This window comes from Streptomyces sp. NPDC025793 (assembly GCF_055558375.1).
In genome coordinates this window covers 1-1,252 of sequence record NZ_JBVHMR010000159.1, presented here as the reverse complement: position 1 = coordinate 1,252, position 1,252 = coordinate 1, and the positions used below count along the sequence as shown (strand labels likewise).

The 1,252-nt window shown below is 69.7% G+C and carries 1 pseudogene; it reads right to left on the bottom strand.

Going from position 1 to position 1,252, the window contains the following annotated elements:
• Positions 1–1,186 (bottom strand): annotated as a pseudogene (locus ACZ4MF_RS49065) (IS3 family transposase); the annotation flags it as partial.
• Between the last annotated feature and the right edge of the window lie 66 nt (positions 1,187–1,252).

The window sequence follows — 1,252 nt, the reverse complement described above, 5'->3', positions numbered from 1 at the left end:
ATGCTCTGCCCGATGCTGCTGTTCGAACTCGACGGGTGAGAGGTAGCCGAGGCTGCCGTGGCGCCCGCGGGCGTTGTAGTACGTCAGCCACTGGAAGATCTCCAGCCGGGCCTGCCGCACCATCGTGAAACCCCGCGCACGGCTTCTCGCTTCAGCCCCTGCCAGAAGCTCTCGGCCAGCGCGTCGTCGTAGCTCGACCCGACCCGGCCCATACTCCTGCGGATGCCGAAACGGTCGCTGACCTGGGCGAACGCCGCTGAGGTGTAGTGCGAGCCCCTGTCCGCATGGAAGATCACTCCATCGACGCGGCCACCGCGGGTCGCCACCGCCATCTTCAGGGCGTCGACGACCAACTCGGTGCGCATGTGCGTGGCCATGGACCAGCCGAGCACCCGGCGCGAGCAGATGTCCAGGACGCAGGCGAGGTGGAGCCACGCGCCGCCGACCTGCACGTATGTGATGTCGCCGCACCACTTCTCGTCCAGGCTGGCGGCGGTGAAGTTGCCTCGGACCAGGTCCGGCGCGGGTGGCGCGAGCCGCTCGGGGACAGTGGTGCGCTTGCCCCGCCGCAGGTGCCGGCCCTCGATTCCTTCCCGACGCATCAGCCGCTCGACCCGCTTGCGGTTGACCGTGCCCGAAGCCCCGCAACTCAGCGTGCACGCGCCGCACTCCATAGGTGCCATGGTGGTCGGCGTGGATCTCGCGGATCTCCGTGACCAGCGCGTCGTCGGCCGCCCTGCGCTCGGCGCGGGCGGCCGCGCCGGCCGTCCACCGGTAGTAGCCCGAGCGCGAGACGCCCAGGACCCGGCATATCCGCTGCACGCCGAAGTCGGCGCGGTGGAGGGAGACGAAGTCCCAGCGGCCGGTCATGCCCTCATCTCCCGGGCGAAATATTGGGCCGCCCGTCGCAGAATCTCCCGCTCCAACTGCCATCGGCCTCGGCCTTGCGCAGCCTGCCCAACTCAGCCCGCAACCGGGTCAGTTCCTCGCCTCGGCCCTCGGCCACCACGCCGCCATGGGCCCGACCCGCCTGCTCATCGGCCTGGCGCACCCAGGACCGCAGCGTCTCGCCGGTCACTGCGACATCCGCCGCGACCGCCGCGTACGTGCGCCCACCGGCGGCAGCGCGATACAGCGCCACCGCGTCATTCCTGAACTCCTCCGGATACGGAGACCTACGTCCCACCAAGACACCCTTCCTCGGACCATCAAGATCCATTGTCAGAGTGTCCACACCCCAGGGGTCGCCTCA